The following is a 16,337-nucleotide window of genomic DNA, read 5'->3' as shown; positions in this document are numbered from 1 at the left end:
GGCCTTTTCTTCCTGCGGGCGCGGCGGCGCCAGGGCGTGGACAGCCTGAGCCCGCGCGAATTCCTCGTCGCCGAACTGCTGGCCGGCGGCATGACGCAAAAGCAGATCGCCACGCAGGTGGGCCGCTCCCCCGAAACCATCCGCAGCCAGGTGAAGGCGATCTTCACCAAGATGCAGATCAACAACGTGGCCCTGCTCGCGCCGCTCCTGGTGCTGCGGCAATGAACGCTGCCGCGGCCGTCATCCGGCGGTGACGCGGCCCTCCGTGGCCGCCGGCTTCCAGCCGAGCGTGGCCGACAGCAGCTGCGCCTCGCGCGCGAGCAACTGGCCGAATGCGTCGGCGCGCGCGGCGTCGATGCGCACCGCGGGGCCGAACACGGCGAGCGAACCACCCACTGCGCCGCCGGCGCGGAAGAACGGGGCGGCGATCGCCACGGCGCCGTCGATCAGCTCGTCGCGGCTGACGCCCCAGCCGCGCGCGCGGATCTGCGCGAGGTCCGCATCGAAGCGCTCGCGCGGCACCGGCAGCGGGCCGGCCTGTACCGCGGCTTCCACGGTCGCATCGTCGACGTGGGCCAGGATCACGCGGCCGCTGGCACCCAGCGCGATGCGCTCGCGGTAGCCGACGCCGCGGCGGAAACTCAGGGGATGGCGGCTCGGTAGTTCGGCGACGCAGACGCGCTCGCCACCGACGCGCGTGTAGAGCGCCACGGTTTCGCCGGTGGACTCCTGGATGCGCTTCATGCCTTCGTGCGCCACCGCGGTGAGGTCGATGCCGGCGCTCCACACGTGGGCCAGCTGGCCGACGGCAGGCCCGAGCCGGAAGCGTTGCGGCTCGCCTTCGGCCAGCACGAAGCCCTTCTGCTGCAGCGTGTGCATCAGGCGATAGAGCGTCGGGCGGCTGAGGCCGGTGCGGCGTGAAAGCTCACCGGCGCTGAGCTGCGTGTCCTCCGCCGTGAAGGCGATGAGGATGTCCAGCGCCCTGTCCACTGCACGGACACCATCAGCCTGCTTCTCCAGCCCCTGCGCCATTTTTTCTTCCATTTCCCTCTGATTCTGGCCGACAAACGCCCGGCTCCATTATGTCCGACCGGCGGACAAGGTGTTTGACGCAGGTCAATGTGTCCGTATAATGAGCCGGACTGACCACCAGGCGGACATTTCTCCTCCCCGCCACCATCCCAGGAGTTGCGATGAACAAGGAAACCTCTGAACTGCTGACCCGCACGGGCGCCGGAACGCCCATGGGCAACCTGATGCGCCGCTACTGGGTGCCGGCGCTGCTGTCCAGCGAGATCGCCGAGGCGGACGGCCCGCAGGTGCGCGTGCAGCTCCTGGGCGAAAAGCTCCTGGCCTTCCGCGACTCCGAGGGCAAGGTCGGCCTCATCTCCGAGTTCTGCTCGCACCGCGGCGTGTCGCTCTACTTCGGCCGCAACGAGGCGAACGGCATCCGCTGCGCCTATCACGGCGTCAAGTTCGACCGCAACGGCAAGTGCGTCGACGTGCCCTCCTCGCCGCAGTCCTGCGCGCGCATGCACATCAAGGCCTATCCGACCGTGGAACGCGCGGGCATCGTCTGGGCCTACATGGGCCCGGAGGACCAGAAGCCCGCGCCGCCGGAACTCGAGTGGTGCCTGCTGCCCGAGAGCCACGTGTTCGTGTCCAAGCGCCTGCAGTTCTCCAACTACCTGCAGGCCATGGAAGGCGGCATCGACACCAGCCACGTGTCCTTCGTGCACCGCCACGAGGTCGACAACGACCCGTTCCACAAGGACTGCAAGGCGCTCGACTACATCAAGGCCGACGGCAACGTGATCTTCACGATCGAGAAGCAGGACTTCGGCATGACCCTCTTCGGCCGCCGCAACGGCGAGCCGGACTCGTACTACTGGCGCGTCACGCAGTACCTGTTCCCCTGGTTCACGCTGATCCCGCCATTCGGCGACCACTCGCTGGCCGGCCACGTCTGGGTGCCGGTCGACGACGAGAACTGCTGGGCCTGGAGCATCAACTTCCGCCCGGACCGTCCGCTCGACGAAGAGGAACTCGCGGCCCTGCGCGCCGGCCAGGGCATTCACGTGCCCTACGACGAAAGCCGCCCCGGCAGCTTCATCCCCGTGGCCAACCGCGACAACGACTACCTGATCGACCGCCGCGCGCAGAAGGAAGAGCGCAGCTACTCCGGCGTGTTCGGCTTCGCCGCGCAGGACTACTCGCTGCAGGAAAGCATGGGCCCGATCCAGGACCACGCGGCGGAGAACCTGCTGCCGACCGACAAGGCGATCGTGATGGCGCGCCGCATGCTGGTGGACGCCGCGGTCGGCCTGACGCAAGGCGCCGAGCCGCCGGCACTGAACGCCTCGTCGCAGCACGTGCGCGCCGCCGGCGTGCTGCTGCCGAAGGACACCGACCCGGTGGACTGGGCGAAGGACCACCTCGCCGACGACCTGTCCAGCCCCGTGCAATCGATCTGAGAACCACACCACCGAAGGAGACAACATGATCGCTTTGAATCGCCGGGAAGTGCTCGGCCTCATCGGCGCCGCAGCCGTGAGCCAGGGCGCGCTCGCGCAGGAATGGGCCCCTTCGAAGCCCGTGCGCATCATCGTGCCGGTGCAGGGCACCACCAACGACGTGCTGGCGCGCCTGGTCGCGTCCAGGCTGGGTGACGCCCTCGGCCAGCCGGTCGTCGTGGAGAACAAGCCGGGGGCCGGCGGCAACATCGGCGCCGACTACGTCGCCAAGCAGCCGGCCGACGGACAGACGCTGCTGGTGGGCTACAACGGCCCGCTGGCGATCAACCCGTCGCTGTTCGACAAGATGCCCTACGACCCGGTGAAGGACCTCGCGCCCATCACCCTGGCCGTGAAGTCCGCGCAGTACCTGGTGGTCAATCCCAAGCTGGGCATCAACAGCCTCAAGGACCTGGTCGCCAAGGCGAAGGCCGATCCGAACAAGTACTCCTATGGCTCGATCGCGATCGGCAGCGCGTCGCACCTGACCATGGAGATGTTCAAGGAAGCGGCCGGCATCAACGTCACGCACGTGCCGTACAAGGGCGCGGGTCCGGCCCTCACCGACATGATCGCGGGCCAGATCCACATGGGCTTCTTCGTTCCCGGCAACGTGCAGGGCTTCGCCAAGGACGGCCGCGTGAAGCTGATCGCCTCCACGGGCACGAAGCGCTTCGCGAGCACGCCCGACGTGCCGACGCTCGCCGAGTCCGGCTACCCGAACTTCGAGGCCACGTCGTGGATCGGCTTCCTGGCCGCAGGCGGCACGCCGCGCAACATCATCGACCGCTACAACCGCGAGATCGTGAAGATCCTGAAGTCGCCCGACATCCAGGCCAAGCTGCACGAGATGGAGTTCGAGGTGGTCGCCGGCTCGCCCGAGCAGTTCGCCGGCTGGATCGGCAGCGAGATCCCGAAATGGGGCCGGGTGATCAAATCCACCGGAGCCAAGGTCGAATGAGCGCGCTCCGCCTCGAAGGCAAGGCCGCCATGATCACCGGCGGTGGTGCCGGCATCGGCGCGGCGGCCGCGCACATCTTCTGCCGCGAAGGCGCGGCGGTGACGCTGGTGGACCGCGACGAGGCCGCGCTGCGCGCGACCGCCGACCGCATCCGCACCGAAGTCGTGGGCGCGCGCGTCACCTACGTCGCCGCCGACGTGGCGAACGAATCGCTGGCGACGCTCGCCGTGGCACACGCGCTGGAAACCTTCGGCGCACTCGACGTGCTGGTGAACAACGCCGCCGCGCGCAGCTACAGCTCGGTCGCCGATGCCAGCGCGCAGGAGTGGCAGGCGGTCGTCAACGTGAACCTGGTCGGCACGGCCAACTACTGCCGCGCCGCCTTGCCCGCGCTGCGCAAGTCGGGCCGCGGCAGCATCGTCAACGTGTCTTCGTGCTACGCAGTCACCGGCCGCAAGGGCATGCCGATCTACGACGCCACCAAGGCCGGCCAGCTGGCGCTGACGCGCACGCTCGCCTTCGAGGAAGCGCCGCACGGCGTGCGCGCCAACGCAGTGTGCCCGGGCTCGACGCTCACCGATTTCCACATCGGCCGCGCGCAGGCCAAGGGCAAGGACGTCGAACAGCTCAAGACCGAGCGGTCCACCACCTCGCTGGTCGGCCGCTGGGCCGCGCCGGAAGAGATCGCGCTGCCGATCCTGTGGCTCGCCTCCGACGAAGCCTCCTTCATCACCGGCGCGACCCTCATGGTCGACGGCGGGCTGTCCATCATGTGAGGGTCCCCATGGGCGAAGCTCTCCTGAAGGCACGCGTGCACGCGCTGCGCCTCGAGGCGCGCGACGTGATCAGCGTCGAACTGCAGCCGGCCGAGTCCGGCGCGAAGCTGCCGGCCTTCGAGCCCGGCTCGCACATCGACCTGCACCTGGCCGAGGGCCTGGTGCGCAGCTACTCGCTGCTCAATGGCGCCAACGACCGCCGCTACGTGATCGGCGTGCTGAAGGCACGCGACAGCCGCGGCGGTTCGCGCCACGTGCACGAGCAGCTGAAGCTCGGCGCCGAGCTCCTGATCTCCGCCCCGCGCAACAACTTCCGCCTGGTGGAGGACGCCCAGCACAGCGTGCTGGTGGCCGGCGGCATCGGCGTGACGCCGCTGCTGGCGATGCTGCGGCGCCTCGCCGGGCTGGGCCGCAGCGTGGAGTTCATCCACTGCGCGCGCAGCCGCGCCGACGCCGCTTTCCTCGAAGAGGTCGAAGCGATCGTCGCGGCGCACCCGGAGGTGGAGCTGCGCCATCATTTCGATGCCACGCACGGCGGCCCCCCCGACCTGCGCATGCTGCTCGCCGGCAAGCCGCCGGGCTCGCACTTCTACTGCTGCGGCCCGACGCCCATGCTGGCGGCCTTCGAGGAGGCCTGCGCGGCGCTCGGCCAGCCGAACGCGCACATCGAACGCTTTTCGCCCGTCGAACAGGCGCCGGCGACGTCGACCGGCACCTGCAGGGTGGAACTGCGGCGCTCGGCCCGCGTCATCGAGGTGAAGCCCGATGTGAGCATCCTCGACGCCGTGCTCGCCGCTGGCGTCCGCGCCGACCACAGCTGCCACGAAGGCATGTGCGGCGCCTGCGAAACCCGGGTGCTGTGCGGCGACGTCGAACACCGCGACAGCATCCTGACGAAGCAGGAGCAGGCAGCGAACAAGTCGATGATGATCTGCGTGTCGCGGGGCCGGACGGGGACGCTGGTGCTGGATCTCTGACGCGGGCGTTTGCGTAGACTTGCGGCATGACCGACGTCACGATCTATCACAACCCCGCGTGCGGCACGTCCCGGAACACGCTGGCCCTCCTGCGCCATGCCGGCATCGAGCCAAGGGTGGTCGAGTACCTCAAGACCCCGCCTTCGAAGGAAGAGCTGCGCAGCCTGCTGGGCGCGATGGGGATTGCGGTGCGCGACCTGCTGCGCGAGAAAGGCACGCCCTACGGCGAACTCGGCCTCGCGGATCCCAAGTGGAGCGACGACCAGCTGCTGGACCTCATCGGAAAGCACCCGATCCTGATGAACCGCCCCGTGGTGGTGACGCCCCTGGGAGCGAAGCTGTGCCGCCCTTCCGAGGAGGTGCTGGAGATCCTGCCGGTGCCCAAGATTGCACCGTTCGCGAAGGAGGATGGCGAGAGGGTCGTCGACCCGGGGCAGCGTCGCGCGGGGTGAACGCGGAACGGCCCACCCCGCCACGGCTCACTGCATCCGGCCGAACCTGCCGCCGTTGAAGTCCTCGATCGCCTGCACGATCTCGTCCTTGCTGTTCATCACGAACGGGCCGTAGCCGACGATGGGCTCGTCGATCGGCTCGCCGGCCAGCAGCAGCAGCTTCGCATCCGCGTCGGCCTCGATGCGGATCTCGCTGCCTTCCCTGGACAGCGTGGCCAACTGCGCGGCGCCCAGCACGGTGTCGCCGTTGACGCGCACGGTCCCGTCCAGCACCACCAGCAGGCTGGTCCAGCCCTCGGGTTGCGCCAGCGACACCGTGCGACCGGCGTCGACCCGCACGTCCCACACGTTCATCGGCGTGTGCGTATGGGCCGGCCCGCGGCTCTCGCCGAACGCGCCCGCGATCACGCGCAGTTGCCCGGCGGGCGCTCCAGCCGTATCGGCCAGCGGCACCGAGGGGATGTCGGCATTGGCGATGGCCTGGTAGCCGGGCGCCGTCGCCTTGTCCTTCGCCGGCAGGTTGACCCACAGCTGCACCATCTCGAACGGCCCGCCGGTCCGCGCGTATTCGGTCGAGTGGAACTCCTCGTGCAGGATGCCGGCGCCGGCCGTCATCCACTGCACGTCCCCCGCGCCGATCACGCCACCCTGGCCGGTCGAGTCGCGATGCTCGACTTCACCCGCATAGACGATGGTCACCGTCTCGAAGCCGCGGTGCGGATGCTGGCCCACGCCGCGCCGCGCGCTGGTCGGCTCGAAGCGCGTGGGCGCCGCATAGTCCAGCATCAGGAAGGGACTGCGTTCCTCCGCGCCGGCCTGGTAGCCGAACATGCCATGCACGGGAAAGCCGTCGCCCACCCAGTGACGGGCCGGGGCCGAGCGCGTGGAAACGATGGTCTTCATGGAAAGGCTCCTGGGGGAGGAGAACGCGGGAAGCGCTCGCCAAGGTTCCCATCTGGGGGCGCGGAGCGCGGCCAAAAGTGCCCGCGCCGGGAACACAGCGTTCCACGATCGACAGGAATGGCGCCTGCGGTGTCAGCCGCACTCACGCCAGGTAAGGTTCGCTCCAGGCGGCGATCATGTTGGCCGCATAGGTCGCGTCGCTGCGCCGGCGCAGCAGGTGGTCGGCGTTGTCCAGCGCGATGAAGCTCTTGGGGTGCCGCGCGTTGACGAAGATGCCGGTGGCATTGCCGATGGCCACCGTCTCGTCGACGGGCGAGTGCAGGACCAGCAAGGCGCGTCCGAGGTGGGCGACCTTGTCGCGCAGGTTCTGCTCCGCCGCGTCGGCGAGGAACTCGCGCCGGATGCGGAACGGCCGCCCGGCCAGCTGCACGAGCGCCTCGCCGCGCGCCTCGATCTCCGGCACGTGTTCCCGGAACAGGCCGGCCACGTGGCCGGGATCGCTGGGCGCGCCCAGGGTCGCCACCGCCCGCGCTTCGGGCACCTTCGCCGCCGCCGCGACGACGGCCGCACCGCCCAGGCTGTGGCCGACCAGCAGGAGCGGCGCGGTATGCTCGCGGCGCAGCCAGTCCGCCGCCGCCACGAGGTCGGCCACGTTGGAGGAGAAATCGGTATTGGCGAACTCACCCTCGCTGTGGCCCAGGCCCGTGAAATCGAACCGCAGCACGGCGATCCCGTGCGCCACCAGCGCCTGCGCGATGCACGTGGCTGCGAAGATGTCCTTGCTGCAGGTGAAGCAATGGGCGAACAGCGCATGCGCCCGGACCGGGCCGTCCGGCGCGTCCAGCCGCGCCGCCAGCGGGGTCCCATGGGCACCGGGAAAGGACGCCTTGTGCGTGAGCATGACTGCAGGCGGTTGCTAGCGGGCGAGCGAGGCGACGAAGCCTGCCAGGAACTGCTGCAGCTGGGCCTTCATCTTCTCGTCGACCATGGCGCCGGCTTCGTCGAACACCTGGCCGGCGCGCGAGACCAGCAGGCGTCCGCCGAACCACGGCCGCGTGCCGAGGGTGCGCAGCACCGGGAGCCAGGCATTCTGCGCGAGGACCGTGCCAAAGCCGCCGGGCGAAGCGCCCATCACCGCGACCGGCCGGTCGCCGAAGATGCGGGCGATGTCGGCGGGGGGCCGGCTGAGCCAGTCGATGCCGTTCTTCAGCACGCCGGGCACGCCGTTGTTGTACTCGGGCGTGGCCAGCAGGAGGCCGTCGCAGGCGACGATGCGCTCCTTCAGCGCCTGGACCGCGGCCGGGATGCCATCGCGCGCCTCGGCGTCGCCGTCATACAGCGGGATGCCGTGCAGGGTGGCCACTTCCAGCGTGGCCCCGGCAGGCATCAGTTGCGTTGCCGCGCGCAGCAGCGCGGTGTTGAACGAGGCGGCCCTCAGGCTGCCGGACAGGCCAAGGACAGTGGGCATGGCGATTCCATCGGTGGGCGCCGCGACGCGAGGTCACGACCTTAGCACCGCGCGCTGCGCAGGGAAACGGTCGCTCCGCCGGAGGTCGCCCGGCTTCGGACCTTCCCGTCGCGGTGCGCGTCAGCCGGGACTGGACTTCCCGGGCTTGAGCACGACCTTGGTCCAGCCCTTCTTGCGCTCGTCGAAGTTCCTGTAGCCTTCCGGCGCCTGCTCCAGCGGAAGTTCATGCGACACGAGCAACGAGGGCTTGGCTTTGTCGCGTTCGATCAGCCGGCTCAGGAAACGGTTGTAGGCCTTGACGTTGGCCTGCCCCGTGCCCAGCGATTGCCCCTTGAACCAGAAGGAGCCGAAGTCGAAGGCCATGGCGCCCCGCTTCTCGAGCTTGTCCTCGGCACCGGGGTCCTCCGGCACGAACACGCCGACGACGCCGATGCCGCCCGTGGCCTTGACGGTCTTCACCAGGTTGTTCATGGTGAGGTTCGGAACCTCCTCGCGGTGCATGCCGCAGCACTGGTAGCCGACGCACTCGCACCCGCGGTCGGCGCCCTTGCCGCCGGTGAGTTCGAGGATCTTCTCGACGCCCGCATCCTCGGTGTCGTCGATGGTCACGGCGCCCATGCTCTCGGCCAGCGCCAGTCTGTCCTTGTGCGAATCCACGACCATCACCAGGCTCGCGCCCTTGATCATCGCCGAGTAGGCCGCCATCAATCCCACCGGCCCGGCGCCGTAGATCACGACCGTTTCGCCGGGCTTGACCCCCGCGAGTTCGGTGGCGTGGTAGCCGGTGGGGAAGATGTCCGCCAGCATCACGTAGTCGTTCTCCTTCTCGACCGCATCGCGCGGTAGCACCAGGCAGTTGAAGTCGCCGTAGGGCACCCGCAGGTACTCGGCCTGGCCGCCGGCGTACGGTCCCATCTCCGCGAAACCATAGGCCGCGCCGGCATTGCCGGGATTGCACGTGAGGCAGAAGCCGCTCAGCCCGCGCTCGCAGTTCTCGCAGAAGCCGCAACCCACGTTGAAGGGGATGCAGACGCGGTCGCCGACCTTGACGCGGTCGACGGCGTTCCCCACTTCGATCACTTCCCCCAGGTTCTCGTGGCCGAGGATGCGGCCCGGCGGCATGGACGTGCGGCCCTCGTACATGTGCAGGTCGGACCCGCAGATGTTGGTGGTGGTGATCCGGACCAGCACGTCGGTGGCACGCTCGATCTTCGCGTCCGGCATGTCCATCACCGCGACGTCGCGGGGGCCCTTGTAGACGAGCGCTCTCATGCGGCCTCCTTCGCCTTCTTCGGCGCGGACTTCTTCTTCAACTGCGCCTTGCGCCTGGCGAGAGGTTCGGCGAGACCGCGCAGGTCCAGGGCCGCGTACTGCGCCTGCAGGAAGATCTGCTCGCGCTCCTCCAGCACGTGCTGGTCGATGAGCCTGGCCAGGCCCTGGACGGCTTCGTCGTATCCCTCGCCGCCGGCGCTCATGCCCTGGATCGCTGCGACGGCCTCCTTGGCCGCGGCGTGCTCCTGCTGCGCCTCATCGATCAACGCGTCGTCGCCGGTGGCCTTGCGCACCTCGGGATAGAAGATCTCCTCCTCGATCTGCGCGTGGATCGCGATCTCGTTGCAGATCTTCTCCGCGAGCTGCTGTTTGTCCTCGGCCGGCGCGCCGTCCTCGCACAGGGCGTCGTACTGGATGAAGAGCTGCTTGACGGCCTTGTGGTCGGCGTCGAGCAGGTCGATGGCGTTTTCGTAAGGAGTGGGCGGCGGCATGTTCTTCCTTCAAGAACATGCATGGTTGACGGCGGGCGCGGCGTGCCAGGTAGGTTTCGGCGTACAGGGGGCGTAGGCCGGCATGAAGCCCAGTGGGCGAGCTTGCTCGACACCCCCGTGCCGCCCTCCGGGCAGCAATGCAAGCCGGCTATAGCTGATATCGAGCCGAGGCTGTCGCAGCCGCGGCCGCGGCTGGCCACAATCGGGCCCATCGCCTTCGGGCTCGCCACTCCCGTCCCCGCATGAACAACCACTTCCTCTCCTCGCGCCGCCATGTGCTTGGCAGCGGCGCGGCCGCGGCTCTCGGCCTCGCGGGCTGGTCCACCGCGCGCGCCCAGGCGGCATGGCCGTCCCGGCCGGTCCGCTTCGTGGTGCCTTTCGTGCCGGGCGGCACTTCCGACATCGTGGCGCGGACCACGGCGCAGGAACTCTCCCGCCTGCTGCCCCACCCCGTGGTGATCGACAACAAGGCGGGCGGCGGCGGCGTGCCCGCCATGCAAGAGGTCGCTCGTGCGGCCGCGGACGGCCACACGCTGATCCTGGGGCACGTGGGTTCGATGGCCGTGAACCCCATCATCTTCACCAACGCCGGCTACGACGTGAACCGCGACTTCGCGCCGGTCACCCTGCTGGCCAAGGTGCCCAGCCTGTTCGTGATCCATCCGGACGTGCCGGCGCGCAACCTGAAGGAGTTCGTCGCGTACGTGCGCGCCAACCCGGGGCGGCTCAACTACGGGTCGGCGGGCAACGCGAGCGCCGGCCACCTCGCGATGGAGTACCTGAAGCTCGCCACGGGCATGTTCATGACGCACATCCCGTACCGCGGCACCGGCCCTGCCCTCACCGATCTGCTGGCCGGCCGCACTCAGGCTTTCTCCGCCGGCACGCCGGCCCTGCTGCCTCACATCCGCAGCGGCAAGCTGCGCGCCATCGCCACCGGCACGCCGCAGCGGCTGCCCTCGCTGCCCGACCTGCCCACGGTGGCGGAGTCCGGCTACAAGGGGTTCGAGTCGGTGCAGTGGTACGGCGTCATGGCGCCCGGCGGCACGCCGCCGGAGCTCGTGCGCCGCATCCAGGAAGAATGCGCCCGTGCGCTGCGCAGTCCCGCCATCGCCGAACGCTTTGCCAGCGAGGACGCAGTCACCGGCGGCGGACCCGCGGCGGAGTTTGCCGCGTTCATCCGGCAGCAGCAGGCGCTTTGGAAGGACGTGGTGGTGCGCGCGCGGATCAAGGCCGACTGAGGAGGTGATCGGTGGGAATAAGGTCTGTCGCGCGCTTCAGGGCAGCGCATTGATTGCGGAAAACGTCCTGAATGCCCGTCGGACTGCGGCCTTTCGCGCTCCAGAATGTCCCTCGCGGAAGAAGATCTGTCGGAGCCTGTATCAAAGGATCGCCTCACCAGGACCATTCCTCCGCCCCCAGAGTCGATTGTTGAAGTTCCTTCCTGCGCTCGCGCCAGTCTGGGAGGTGGGCGTCCAGCAGCTTCGTGAACTCCTCGCTGTGGGACGGGACGCGCAGGTGCGCCAGCTCGTGGACCAGCACGTACTCGATGCTGCGCAGCGGCTTCTTGGCCAGCTCCAGATTGAGCCAGACGCGCCGGGCCTCAACCGTACAGGTTCCCCATCGCGTTTTCATCTTCTTGATCGCCCAAGCGGACGCGCGGACGCGAAGAGCGCGTTGCCACTTGTCCATCAGGGGTGGAACGATCTCCTTGAGCTGATCGCGATACCACCCCTCGAGAATCGCGAGCCGCCGCTCCGTGCTGGTCCCCGGCCGCACGAACAGGTCCAGTACGCGCAGGCCGCGAATCGCCACGCGCGGAGGGGCGTCCTCCTCGTGGAGCCGCAACCTGTATCTCCGGCCCAGGAAATAGTGACTTTCGCCGCTCACCATTTCGCGGGTCGATTGCCGCGGCTGCTGCGCGAACGCGGCGCGCTGGCGCTTGATCCATGCGAGCTTGTCGACCACGGCGAGGCGGATGGATTCATCTCCCATGGCAACAGGAGCGGCGATGCGGACGCGCCCATTAGGCGGATAGACGCCCAGATGCAGGTTCTTGATGTCCTTGCGCACCACCTCGACGGCCAGGCCGCCGACCGTCATGCGGCGTGCGCTAGTAGTCATCCTGGTTCTTCACCAGCGCGAGGATCCTGTCCGTCTCGGCCTCAAGGTCGGGGGGCACGCTGCCCGCCGCGCCCGGCTGCTGCGCGTGCTGATGCTGATCGGCCGGATGCTCCGTTCCGAGGACGTGGCGAATGGCGAGCCGCACTTTCCGCGTCTTGATCACGCTTTCACGCCAGCCGTCCATCAGGCTCGCCTTCACCGCAGCGTCCACGGCGAGCGCGAGATCCGGTGCCTTCTTGCCCAGGTTGTTGTACAAGGCCCGCTGCGCAACTGTCCCGATCCCGTCCGGGTAAGCACCGGCCGAGCCGCCGGGCTTCTTCGCCTGGGCGGTGAGCGCAGCGATCTGCTCCAGGTACTGCTTGTAATCGAGCACGCCCTTGCGTCGTTGTTCGATGAGGGCATCCAGGAGTTTCGACAGCTTCTCGTAGTACGCCGGGTCCACCGGAGACTCGTTGATGATCAGGCGCCGGACGTTGTTGTCGATCGTCTCCGCCACGGCCTTCTCGTTCTTGCGAATGCGCTCGGGGAGCGCGTCGACGGCGGACGGTCCGCGCTCGACGATCAGCTGGATCAGGCTGAGGTCGTCGAAGGCGGAGATCTTCTCGCTGTCGTCGGCGCGGATATAGGTGTCGATCAGGTACCGCATCGCCGGCTCGTAGGCCTTCAGGTCGATGTAGTCCTGGCTGGCCAGCTTCACCTCGTCGCGCACCTTGGCGTAGTGATCGACCTCGCCCTGGACCTCCGCAATCTCCGCCGGCGAGTAACCGGCCTGGGGCATCTCGTTCGCAATGGCGGCGTAGGCCCGAAGGAGCTTCGCCACCAGTGTGTATAGCTTCAGCCGCTTCGGCTCGTTGTCCTTCAGCTGCGATGCGTCACCCGAGTTCTCGGCGCAGAAGTAGTGGAAGTATTCGAGCTGGTCGCGCGGTGGACGCACGGGCTCGCACAAGGCCTTCACGGCCTCCCGCGCATCCTCGAGGTCCTCGCGCGCCTTCCCCAGCCGGTCCTTCAGCAGCCCCTGCACGTCTTCCTTGTCGTAGCCATCCAGCGCGCCACTGGTGTAGTCCTTCACGGCGCCTTCCAGGCTCTTGAACAGGTCCTTGTAGTCGACGATGTAGCCGTAGTCCTTGTCTTCCCCGTCGAGACGGTTCACGCGGCAGATCGCCTGGAACAGCCCGTGGTCGTGCATCTGCTTGTCGATGTACAGGTACGTGGCCGAGGGCGCATCAAACCCGGTGAGCAGCTTGTCGACCACGATCAGCAGCTTCATCTGGCCCGGCTCGTCGACGAACTTCTTCTTCACGGCCAGCTCGAACTTCTCCGCCTTGTGGATCGCCGCTTCCTCCGGCTCGTCGAACCACTCGGCCAGCATTCGGCGGTAGATCTCGTACTTGACCAGCGTGTCGGTCTCGCCCTCGCCGGTGGATTCGCCCTTCGCGTCCGCCACTTTCGGCACGTAGCTGCTGACCACCGCGCACTTGCCCTTGAGCTCGGTCTGCTCGAACAGCTCGTAGTACTTGCAGGCCTCATAGATGCTGCCGGCCACCAGCATCGCGTTTCCGTGCCCGTCCGCCAGCCGCGGCCGGATGTTCATGTCCATCAGGACGTCTTCTACGATCTTCTGCAGCCGCGACTTGCTGGAAAGCACCCGCTGCATCGTTCCCCACTTCTTCTTCAGCTGCGCCTTCGCGAGGTCGTTGAGCCCCTTGGTCTTGGTCTCGAACCAGTCGTCGATCTTCTTCTGCGAGGTGATCGCCTGGTCGACGTCGCGCGCTTCGTAGCGCAGGTCCAGCACCACGCCCTCGCGCACCGCCTGGTCGAACTTGTAGGTGTGGATGTAGCGGCCGAACACCTCGATGCTCTTGCGCTTGTCCGCCTTGAGCAGGGGCGTGCCGGTGAAACCGATGAACAGCGCGTTGGGCAGGATCGCCTTCATCGCGTCATGCAGGTCGCCGGTCTGCGTGCGGTGGCACTCGTCTACGAACACGTGGATGTCGCCCTTGGCGCGGAAGTCGCGCGGCAGGCGCTTGAGCGATTCGATGAACTCCTTGGCGCCCTCGGCCGCCGCATCCTCCTCCGACTCCTTGCCGCCGAACTTGTGGACTAGCGAGCAGATCAGCGACTGATCGGATGCGTTCAGCTTCTCGATCAGGTCGGCGCCACTCTTTGTACGGTAGATCTTCTCCTCGACGCCGGTGAACACCTTCTCGATCTGTTCGTCCAGCTCCGTCCGGTCTGTGATGATCAGCACGCGGGCACCGGTGCGGTTGCCGAGGATCCACTTGGCCAGCCACACCATCGTGAGGCTCTTGCCACTGCCCTGCGTGTGCCAGAGGATGCCGCCCTCGCGGCGGCGGATGAAGTCCTGCGCGGCCTTCACGCCGAAGTACTGGTTCTGGCGGCACAGCTTCTTGGTGCCGGCGTCGAACACCACGAGGTCGTGGATCAATTCCAGAAGGCGCGCCGGCTGGCACACCTGCAGGGTGTGGCGATCCAGCAGGTTGGGTTCATCGGCAAAGGGACCGGTCTCCTCCACCCATCGCAGGTAGTACTTCTCGGGCGTCTCGATGGTGGCGTAGCGCAGGCCCTCGGTGTCGTTGCCGGCCATCACCCACTGCAGGGTGGAGAAGAAGGGCTGGATGAACTCCTTCTTCTGGTTGTCCAGGTTCTGGCGGATGCCTTCGCTGACCGACACGGTGGAGCGCTTCAACTCCAGCACGCCCAGCGCGATGCCATTCACGTACAGCACGATGTCGGGACGCTTCGCGGAGGCCTTCGCGCTTGCGCCCTGCACCGCCACCTCCTCGGCGAAGGCGAAATGGTTGGCCTTCCAGTCCGCCCAGTCGACCAGCCAGACCGTGACCGTGTTCTCGCCGATCTCGGGCCGCAGCTTCACTCCGTAGCGCAGGAGGCGGTAGACGGCGGCATTGCGGTCGTAGAGGCTCTGGCTGGTATCGCCGGCGGTCTTCTCCAGTTCGTGGATGGCGCGGTTGGCGAGGTTTTCCGGAACCCCGCGCTTCAACAGCCAGGGGAGCAGGTAGCCGCTTTCGATGTTGCGGTTGTCGGCGCGATCGATCCAGTTGCCCAGGTATTCGTAGTTCAAGCGATCGCGCAGCAGCGCGACCAGCCGGGCCTGGGTCTTCTTCTCGATCTGGCCGACGGAGGTCATGTCAGGCGAATCCTGCCGGTGAGGAGTTGCTGCATCATGGCTTGCTTGAGGGCGACCGTCTTCTGGCGACGGAATTCGAGCGCGGCCAGTTCATCGTCCATACTGGAAAGTACAGCAGCGATCGCCGCCTGTTCGCTTTTGGGCGGGATGGGCAGCGTCACGGCCGAAAGCTGCCGTCCGTTTGTCAGTGCCCGCGTGGTATAGGTTGACTTCGAGATGATTTGACCTCGGACGAATGAAGATCTGAAGCAATAGGCCTTGAACTCGTCACAGAGTTCGTCATTCCGGGGGCGGGCACGCAGAACGAACCCACTGAACACTGTTTGGCTTGGCTCATCCAGCATGACGGCGGCCAAGCCTACCTCCTCTGGTGTTTCGGATGTTCGAGTGAACAGAACATCACCCCTTCGCACATCGAAATTTTTGATCTCGTCGATGGAGAGCGAAACGCGTCCTTGGACGCGCGAGGCTCGGATCTTGGGTCCGTTGTACACGTCCATGTAGTTCACGATGGGCGTACCGAAGCCGAAAAACTGCTTCGCCTTGTTCAAGCCATTTTTGAATGTAAAAAGCTCGCCAAGGCTTACCTGCTTCCATTCACGCCCATGCCCCGCCAGCCGCACTCGCCCGGTGAGGAGTTGCTGCGTGGCGGCCTGTTTGAGGTCGCGCTTCTTGGTGATAAGCGCTCCGAGGCCATCAAGCAGTTCGTCAACGTCTGACAACGTCGCGGCAATTGCATGTTGCTCTGCAGGAGGTGGAAGATCAATACACAGGCCAGCCAGCGTCCTCTGATTCAGATTGATCATCGTCGATCCGACAGAGGAATTCTCGATAGCCGCAACGACAACTGGACTAGAAAGAACTAACTGACAGTACGCTGATTCGAGGCCGCGTTGTGGCCGCACGATCATCGAACCAGTTCCGCATAACCAGCCAGCGTGCTGCTGTCGTACTAAAGCGCATCGCCCCATGTCACCTCGCCGCCCGATGACCACGTCGCCTGCCGCTAACCTGAAGTCCTGAAGACTTCTGGCCGCTGAATCGGTGACGGTCATGTCGGGCGTTGGAACAAGACGGCCGTCGACTATGTGCATCGGATTGATCACAGGCACACCGTCGATGATGTAATCCGACTTATGAAGTGCGCTTCCGAAGGGCCCGGTGCGAAATGAGGCGAGCTCACCGAGCTTTCGGACTTGCCGGTTCTCACATCGCACGCTCTTCTCTCCGTGCT

General features: G+C 67.0%; 16 protein-coding genes. 7 read left to right on the top strand and 9 right to left on the bottom strand.

Features of this window, described 5'->3' with window-relative positions:
* Positions 1-225: helix-turn-helix transcriptional regulator (locus VF522_RS16930; protein WP_330909469.1), on the top strand; the 225-nt coding region annotated here is incomplete at its 5' end.
* Positions 226-240: 15 nt separating this feature from the next.
* Here the strand turns inward: VF522_RS16930 and VF522_RS16925 are convergent.
* Positions 241-1,044: an IclR family transcriptional regulator gene (locus tag VF522_RS16925; protein ID WP_330909468.1), complete on the bottom strand. Its 804-nt coding sequence runs from the start codon at positions 1,042-1,044 to the stop codon at positions 241-243.
* Between the two features lie 149 nt (positions 1,045-1,193).
* On the opposite strand from VF522_RS16925, the gene VF522_RS16920 reads away from it, so the two are divergent.
* From VF522_RS16920 to arsC, 5 genes are read left to right on the top strand one after another with little or no spacing between them, the layout of a single operon-like run.
* Complete coding sequence (locus VF522_RS16920; protein WP_330909467.1) at positions 1,194-2,474, top strand: aromatic ring-hydroxylating dioxygenase subunit alpha; 1,281 nt, start codon at positions 1,194-1,196, stop codon at positions 2,472-2,474.
* A 25-nt stretch (positions 2,475-2,499) separates the two neighbouring features.
* Complete coding sequence (locus tag VF522_RS16915; protein ID WP_330909466.1) at positions 2,500-3,474, top strand: tripartite tricarboxylate transporter substrate binding protein; 975 nt, start codon at positions 2,500-2,502, stop codon at positions 3,472-3,474.
* Positions 3,471-4,250, top strand: coding sequence for an SDR family NAD(P)-dependent oxidoreductase (locus VF522_RS16910; protein ID WP_330909465.1), 780 nt, complete (start codon positions 3,471-3,473; stop codon positions 4,248-4,250). The genes VF522_RS16915 and VF522_RS16910 overlap by 4 nt, the downstream gene beginning before the upstream one ends.
* 8 nt (positions 4,251-4,258) lie before the next feature.
* Positions 4,259-5,227: a PDR/VanB family oxidoreductase gene (locus tag VF522_RS16905; protein WP_330909464.1), complete on the top strand. Its 969-nt coding sequence runs from the start codon at positions 4,259-4,261 to the stop codon at positions 5,225-5,227.
* 26 nt (positions 5,228-5,253) lie between these two features.
* Positions 5,254-5,679 (top strand): arsenate reductase (glutaredoxin), encoded by a 426-nt coding sequence (gene arsC, locus VF522_RS16900; protein WP_330909463.1) that lies wholly within the window; start codon positions 5,254-5,256, stop codon positions 5,677-5,679.
* Positions 5,680-5,706: 27 nt separating this feature from the next.
* On the opposite strand, the gene VF522_RS16895 is transcribed toward arsC, so the two are convergent.
* The 5 genes from VF522_RS16895 to VF522_RS16875 form a co-directional block, all read right to left on the bottom strand.
* Positions 5,707-6,582, bottom strand: coding sequence for a pirin family protein (locus VF522_RS16895; protein ID WP_330909462.1), 876 nt, complete (start codon positions 6,580-6,582; stop codon positions 5,707-5,709).
* Positions 6,583-6,724: 142 nt separating this feature from the next.
* Complete coding sequence (locus VF522_RS16890; RefSeq protein WP_330909461.1) at positions 6,725-7,483, bottom strand: alpha/beta hydrolase family protein; 759 nt, start codon at positions 7,481-7,483, stop codon at positions 6,725-6,727.
* Between the two features lie 15 nt (positions 7,484-7,498).
* Positions 7,499-8,050: an NADPH-dependent FMN reductase gene (locus tag VF522_RS16885; RefSeq protein WP_330909460.1), complete on the bottom strand. Its 552-nt coding sequence runs from the start codon at positions 8,048-8,050 to the stop codon at positions 7,499-7,501.
* Positions 8,051-8,170: 120 nt separating this feature from the next.
* Complete coding sequence (locus tag VF522_RS16880) at positions 8,171-9,322, bottom strand: glutathione-independent formaldehyde dehydrogenase (protein WP_330909459.1); 1,152 nt, start codon at positions 9,320-9,322, stop codon at positions 8,171-8,173.
* On the bottom strand, positions 9,319-9,813 hold the full coding sequence (locus tag VF522_RS16875) for a hemerythrin domain-containing protein (RefSeq protein WP_330909458.1): 495 nt from the start codon (positions 9,811-9,813) through the stop codon (positions 9,319-9,321). The genes VF522_RS16880 and VF522_RS16875 overlap by 4 nt, the downstream gene beginning before the upstream one ends.
* Before the next feature lie 242 nt (positions 9,814-10,055).
* On the opposite strand from VF522_RS16875, the gene VF522_RS16870 reads away from it, so the two are divergent.
* Complete coding sequence (locus tag VF522_RS16870; RefSeq protein ID WP_330909457.1) at positions 10,056-11,054, top strand: tripartite tricarboxylate transporter substrate binding protein; 999 nt, start codon at positions 10,056-10,058, stop codon at positions 11,052-11,054.
* Between the two features lie 154 nt (positions 11,055-11,208).
* Here the strand turns inward: VF522_RS16870 and VF522_RS16865 are convergent, their stop codons facing one another.
* The 3 genes from VF522_RS16865 to VF522_RS16855 are packed head-to-tail and all read right to left on the bottom strand — an operon-like array spanning position 11,209 to position 16,320.
* On the bottom strand, positions 11,209-11,916 hold the full coding sequence (locus VF522_RS16865) for a SprT family zinc-dependent metalloprotease (RefSeq protein WP_330909456.1): 708 nt from the start codon (positions 11,914-11,916) through the stop codon (positions 11,209-11,211).
* Positions 11,917-11,926: 10 nt separating this feature from the next.
* A complete protein-coding gene (locus VF522_RS16860; RefSeq protein WP_330909455.1) occupies positions 11,927-15,103 on the bottom strand; it encodes an HsdR family type I site-specific deoxyribonuclease in 3,177 nt (1,058 codons plus the stop codon).
* Entirely contained in the window at positions 15,100-16,320 is a 1,221-nt protein-coding gene (locus VF522_RS16855; protein ID WP_330909470.1) for a restriction endonuclease subunit S, read from the bottom strand. Before VF522_RS16855 ends, VF522_RS16860 begins: the two co-directional genes overlap by 4 nt.
* Positions 16,321-16,337: the final 17 nt, after the last annotated feature.

Origin of the sequence: Ramlibacter sp. (genome assembly GCF_036383835.1) — a bacterium.
Taxonomy (GTDB): Bacteria; Pseudomonadota; Gammaproteobacteria; order Burkholderiales; family Burkholderiaceae_C; genus Ramlibacter.
Note: the sequence above shows the minus strand (reverse complement) of the source record. Positions and strands in the feature narration are given on the sequence as shown.